This window comes from Fannyhessea sp., from assembly GCF_986145555.1.
Genome location: NZ_CFRCNA010000038.1, coordinates 1 through 6,322, shown reverse-complemented (window position 1 = coordinate 6,322; position 6,322 = coordinate 1). Strand labels below are relative to the sequence as shown.

The 6,322-nt window shown below is 44.6% G+C and carries 6 protein-coding genes; all 6 read left to right on the top strand.

What is annotated here, in order from left to right:
* The coding region (gene rimP / locus AC5GD6_RS05885; protein WP_491846449.1) for a ribosome maturation factor RimP at positions 1–178 on the top strand (178 nt) is incomplete at its 5' end.
* Positions 179–252: 74 nt separating this feature from the next.
* On the top strand, positions 253–1,497 hold the full coding sequence (gene nusA, locus AC5GD6_RS05880) for a transcription termination factor NusA (protein WP_491846448.1): 1,245 nt from the start codon (positions 253–255) through the stop codon (positions 1,495–1,497).
* Between the two features lie 51 nt (positions 1,498–1,548).
* Entirely contained in the window at positions 1,549–4,287 is a 2,739-nt protein-coding gene (gene infB / locus AC5GD6_RS05875; protein WP_491846447.1) for a translation initiation factor IF-2, read from the top strand.
* A gap of 6 nt (positions 4,288–4,293) precedes the next feature.
* The gene (gene rbfA / locus AC5GD6_RS05870) at positions 4,294–4,677 is read left to right on the top strand and encodes a 30S ribosome-binding factor RbfA (RefSeq protein ID WP_491846446.1); all 384 of its coding nucleotides are present in this window, start codon (positions 4,294–4,296) and stop codon (positions 4,675–4,677) included.
* 96 nt (positions 4,678–4,773) lie between these two features.
* A complete protein-coding gene (locus tag AC5GD6_RS05865; protein WP_276799633.1) occupies positions 4,774–5,790 on the top strand; it encodes a DHH family phosphoesterase in 1,017 nt (338 codons plus the stop codon).
* Positions 5,787–6,322 (top strand): tRNA pseudouridine(55) synthase TruB (gene truB, locus AC5GD6_RS05860; RefSeq protein WP_491846445.1); only part of this gene is annotated, 536 nt, incomplete at its 3' end. The genes AC5GD6_RS05865 and truB, both read left to right, overlap by 4 nt.

Below are 6,322 nucleotides of genomic sequence, written 5' to 3'. Positions count from 1 at the left end.
TGAGCGTTTCTGTGGTCAAGAGGTAGAACTTGTCACGCGTGCACAAGAAGGACGCAAACGTTTTACTGGCAAGCTCTCATCTGTTGCAGACAATACGTTTACTCTCATTGTTGACGGCCAAGATATGACGTTTACGATAGATGACGTAAAGTCGTGCAAAATTAAACCTACATTTTAGTTTTACATCGTACAGCAAGCTAGATTACATAAAGTATAAAAGGCGGTCTTCGTCTTTGTTGAAAGGATTTACATATGGCATCGAACATGGTAGAAGCACTCATTGATATTTGCCAAAAAACTCATTTAGATGAACTTTATATTGTTGATCGACTCGAACAAACACTTGCTAAAAATTATGCTGACATTTTACATCTTGAACATGGAGCACGTGTTACTATCGATCGTGTTACTGGTAAAGTGTATGTGTATGAGCTTATTCCCAAAGGCGAGCCCGATCCTGAAACAGGGGAGTATCAAGACTTTGATGAGCGCGATGTAACGCCAAAAGAAGCAAGTCGTTTAGTTGTACAACATACTAAGCAAGAGCTTGCCGAAATCATCCGCAGTGCTGGTCGTCAGCAGATTTTTGAAGAGTTTTCAAAGCGCGTTGGTGATCTTATCACCGGTACTGTTTTGCAAACTACCTCAGATTTTGCCATTATTAAAATACGTGATGGAGTAGAGGCAGAGCTTCCTTATTTTGATCCTCATCGTTATCCTGACGAACGAAATGAGCGTCCTGCTAATGAGCACTATGCCCACAATCAGCGTCTTCGTGCTTTAATCGTTGAGGTTCGTGATCCTCACGCTAATCAGCAGCAAATTAGAGGCGAGCGTCAGCGTCCATCCATTGTTGTGTCACGTACACACCCCGATCTTATTTCACGTTTGTTTGAGCTCGAAGTTCCTGAGATTTTTGATGGTGTTGTTTCAATTGCATCTGTTGCGCGTGAACCGGGTATTCGTTCAAAAATTGCGGTAAGCTCCACAGATCCTCATCTTGATCCAGTTGGTGCATGTGTTGGTCCTAAAGGCTCGCGTGTACGCACGGTGGTTTCAGAGCTTCGAGGTGAGCGCGTTGATGTTGTTATGTGGAGTGATGATCCTGCAATCAATGTTGCTAATGCGCTTTCACCTGCAAAAGTATCACGTGTTTTAGTTGATAAAGAAAATAATTATGCTACCGTGATAGTTCCTGACGATCAGCTTTCCTTAGCTATTGGTAAAGAGGGACAAAATGCTCGTTTGGCTGCACGTCTTACGGGCATGCATATTGACATCAAAAACGAAACGCTTGCAGCCGACATTTTACGCGATCTTAAGAAAGCACCTCAGCCCGTTGACAAAGACGGCGACTATCGCTGCGAATTTGTGAGCGAAGATAAAGGTCAATGCCGCAATGTTGCTCGTCCGGGTTCTAGGTATTGTCGTCTTCATGAACAACTTGCCTCGGGCGCTCAAAGCGATTTTTCCGATGATCCAGATTCACTCATTTAGTGCGCGGCTTTCCCTCGAAATCCGACACAGCCCCCAACGAAAGGTGTTTATATGGCAAAAACCCGCGTACATAACCTTGCTAAAGATTACGGAATGTCAAGCAAAGAGATGCTTGATCATTTAGCTCAACTTAAGATTCCTGTTAAAAGCGCTTCTTCTACGATCGAAGATGCATATATCTCTATTATTAAAAAAAGCTTGCAGCCTATTTTAGAAGCACGTGCTGCCGAGATCGAAGCCAAGAAGCTTAAAGCCGAGCAAGAGCGCGCTGAAGAAGAAAAGAAGGCCGAGCAAGCTGCGGAAAAACAACGTCTCGAAGTCGAAGCTCGCCGCGAAGCAGAGCGCAAAGAAGAAGAGAAGAAACGCAAAGCTGCCGAAGCGGCTCGTAAGCGTGCAGAAGAAGAAGCTGCAGCAGCTAAGGCGCGACTTGAAGCTGAACAAGAGCGCACACGTGTTAAAGATACCGCGCCTCGTGCAACTTCTGGTTTTTCCAGTCTTTTAGATCAGATTGCTCAGCAAGAAGTGGTTCTACAAGAAAACCTTGAGCAAAAAAAGAAAAAGGCTGAGCATAAAAATGCTAAAAATGCCAAAAGTGCTCATAAAACTTCTGTAGTGGCTGCGCCTTCGTCTTCACACGAAAAAACACATAATGCGTCTGCGGCTCCTCACATTTCATCAGCTGAGGCACCATCTCGCGTAGATTCCGCTGATATGCCTCATAACAAGCGTCGTCGTAATTCATCTCATATGTCTAGAGACGACATGGATTATAACGATTCAGAGCAGGGGCGCTCTCGTAAGCAAAAACGCGGACGTCGTCAGGAGTCAGGCGAAGAAGATCGCTATTCTCGCATGGCGCGTGAAGCTGCGGCCTATAGTCATGCACGCGTGTTCGAAGAAGCACGTGAAGCTGTTGAAGAGGCAAATCGTGCCTCTACGGGTCGTCGTAAAAAGCGTAAAGAGCGTAGACAACAGCAGGCAGAACAGGCTGCAGAGCAGCAGAAGATTCAAGAAGCTCTTGCTAATGATCAAGACATTTCACAACTTGATACTATTAAAGTTCCGCAAGGTTCTACCGTTTCTCACTTGGCAAAGTTGTTAAACGTTAATGCTAACGATATTATTAAACGCTTATTCTTGCTTGGTTCTCCTTTAACGCTTACCGAGTCTATGTCTGATGATCTTATTGAACTTGTTGCTGATGATATGCACCGCGATATTAAGATTATGACCAAAGAAGAAGAAAACACCTTCTCATTCTACGATGATCCTAAAGACCTTAAACCTCGTCCGCCCGTAGTTACCGTTATGGGTCACGTTGACCATGGTAAAACGTCGCTTTTGGATGCTATTAGACACACAGGCGTTGCGTCTGGCGAAGCAGGCGGTATTACACAGGCGATTGGTGCATCTCAGGTTCGCATCAACGGCCGTACAATTACCTTTATTGATACGCCAGGTCACGCTACATTTACGGCAATGCGTGCGCGTGGTGCTAAGGTTACCGATATTGTTATCCTTATCGTTGCTGCCGATGACGGTGTTATGCCTCAAACGATCGAGTCTATTAACCACGCAAAAGCTGCAAATGTTCCTATTATCGTTGCGGTTAACAAGATAGATAAACCTGGTGCCGACCCCAATCGTGTTCGTCAAGAGCTTACCGAGCATGGTGTTATCCCTGAGGACTGGGGCGGAGATAACATGTTTGTTGACATCTCGGCTAAAAAACACATAGGCATTGATACGCTGCTTGAGTCTGTTTTGCTTGAGGCCGATGTGTTGGAGCTTAAAGCCAATCCCGATACCTTTGCTTCGGGTAATGTTTTGGAAGCAAAACTTGATCGCGGCCGTGGCTCTGTTGCAACGCTTTTGGTTAACCGAGGGACCCTCCATGTTGGTGACGCTATTGTTGCAGGTCTTACCTTTGGTAAAATCCGCGCTATGATTGACCCGCGTGGAAATAATGTAGAAGTTGCTCGTCCATCCGATCCTGTTGAGGTTCTTGGTTTGCAAAGCGTACCTGGTGCAGGTGATGAATTCCGCGTCTTTTCTGATGAGCGTGATGCTCGTGCGTTGGCTGAACAGCGCCAGCTTAAAGCACGTATCGAAGAGCAAAATCGTGTTCGTCACGTTACCCTTGAGAACCTCTTTGATACCATGGCAGCCTCCGATGTTAAAGAGCTTAATCTCATTATCAAAGCTGATGTTCAAGGTTCTATTGAGGCACTTCAAGATTCGCTCGACAAGATGGATCAGTCTGAGGTTCGACTTAATACCATTCACTCGGCTGTTGGTGCAATTTCAGAAACCGATGTTGTCTTAGCAGACGCTTCAAATGCAATTATTATTGGATTTGGTGTGCGTCCCGAAGCTAAAGCGCGTGCAGCGGCTGAACGTCAAGGTGTTGAGATTAGAACGTATAGTGTTATTTACAAAGCTATCGAAGATATTGATGCCGCACGTATTGGTATGCTTAAGCCAACCGAACAAGAGGTTCAAAGTGCAACCATTGAGGTTCGAAGCACCTTTAAGGTTCCAAAAGTTGGTATCGCTGCTGGTTGTATGGTCGAAGAAGGCGAAGTTCACCGTGATGACTTATGCCGTTTGGTTCGTGACGGTATTGTTGTCTACGAAGGTAAGCTTGCATCTTTGCGTCGCTTCAAAGACGATGTTAAATCTGTTAAAGCAGGATACGAATGCGGTATTGGTTTAGACGGATTCCAAGATATTCACCCTGGTGACACTATTGAATCTTATCGTATTGAACAAGTTGCTCGTACAGAGTAGGTAGGTATGAAACAAAATCAGCAATCACGCCATATTAACCATATTGCGCGTGAGAAACTTGCACATATATTGCTTTTTGATATAGCAGATCCCAATTTATCGCTTGTAGTGGTGAGCGATGTTGAGGTGTCGGTTGATAAGTCACTCATGGTTGTATATGTAAGTTGTGAGAGTTCTCGCTATGAAGAAGTCCAGCGTGGTTTTGCGCGTGCAAAAAGCAGGATTAGACGTCTGCTTGGTCACGCGCTTGACTGGCGCGTAACTCCTGCGCTTGTGTTTAAGATTGATCCCACAGCCGATCAAGCCGAGCGTATTAGTCAGGCTTTGCAGGATGTACCCAAAACGATCCACGTTTCTAAGGATAAGTTTGGCTATCCCATAGAAGAATAATTGAGCTTCTAGATGAGCTGCTTATGTATGCGGCATGTAATCTGAGCTTGTGGTTTATAACATAGATTCTTAAGAAACGTAAGGAGTTCATCTGTCATGAGTGACAAAGAACTATCTCATAAAATGCAGGTATTTGCTGCATTAAAAGAACTAGTGGAAAAGAGCCAAACAATTGCAATTTGTGGCCATACATCACCTGATGGTGATGCATTAGGTTCTGCTTTGGGATTAGCTTTAGGTCTTAGATCGCTTTTTCCCGATAAACATATTGTTAATCTTTTAGCTGATTCAGTTGATCCTGGTCATATTTATAGCTTTTTACCAGGTATTACTCAAATGGTTCACGCAGGTGATTATGCCGAAACGCCCGATCTTATGATTGTGGTAGACCTAAGTGTTTCGCATCGTCTTAATGACGCACAGGCTGTGCTCAAGCGTGCACACGCAACAGCTATTCTTGACCATCATCCCTGTGAGCACCCGTTTGGTGATGTATCCTACATTAAGCCTGATGCCGCTGCTGCAGGTGTTGTTATCTTTGATTTCTTGCGTTATTTGGGCGCATCTATTACACCCGATATTGCTCAGAATCTTTTCTGCGCGCTTATGACCGATACAGGAAGGTTTCAATATCAAAATGCTAATCCCGAGGCGTTTGAAGTTGCGTCTCAGTTGGTCAATTTTGGTGCCGATCCATCAGTTGTTTCGCTGAATATTTATCAAAACGCTTCTTTAGGCTATCTCCATCTCAAAGCGCTTGTTATGGGGCGTATCAGTTGTTTTTGTAATGGAAAAATTGCATATAGTTATGCCACGCGCGCCGACTATGTCCGTTTTGGTGTGTCTTTGGAAGAAAGCGAAGGTCTTGTTGATGCTGTTCGCTGCACGTCAGGTGCTGAAATCGTGCTTTTCTTAAAAGAAGTCTGCGATGCTACTATTCGTGGAAATCTTCGCTCTAAATCAGAGATTGATATATCTGGTGTTGCTGCTTCTTTTGGCGGAGGAGGCCATAAAGCAGCTGCTGGATTTACCATTGACGCATCTTTGGATGAAGCATTTTCGCTTGTTCTCCCTAAGTTACAAGAACTCATAACACAGAAAGAATCCTTATGAAGCGTGGCCAAAGCGGTATCAATTGTTTAATTGCGCTCCATAAGCCCAAAGGCATAACATCTCATGACTGTATCAATGCTTTACGTAACATTTTGCATGAGCGTCGTATTGGTCATGCAGGGACGCTTGATCCTTTAGCTGATGGAGTCTTGCTTATAGGTATTGGACAGGCAACTCGTCTTTTATCTTATATTGTTGGTCACGATAAAAGCTATGAAGCATCTATTACCTTTGGACAGCAAACTACCACTGATGATACCGAAGGCGATATTTGTGCCTCATCAATGGTTCCTGCTTGTGTTGAAGATGCATCGTATGCACAGCGCGTCCTTCATCACTTCACAGGTCAGATCCAACAAGTACCACCTGCGTATAGTGCCATATCGCTTGGAGGTATTCGTGCCTATAACGCGGTTCGACAAGGTGCACCGCTTGATCTTTCGCCTCGTTGTGTTTATGTACACAAGGCAGAGCTGAGCAATATCACGTTTAACCCCTCTACGCATGCACCTATCTGGCATGTTCATTTTTG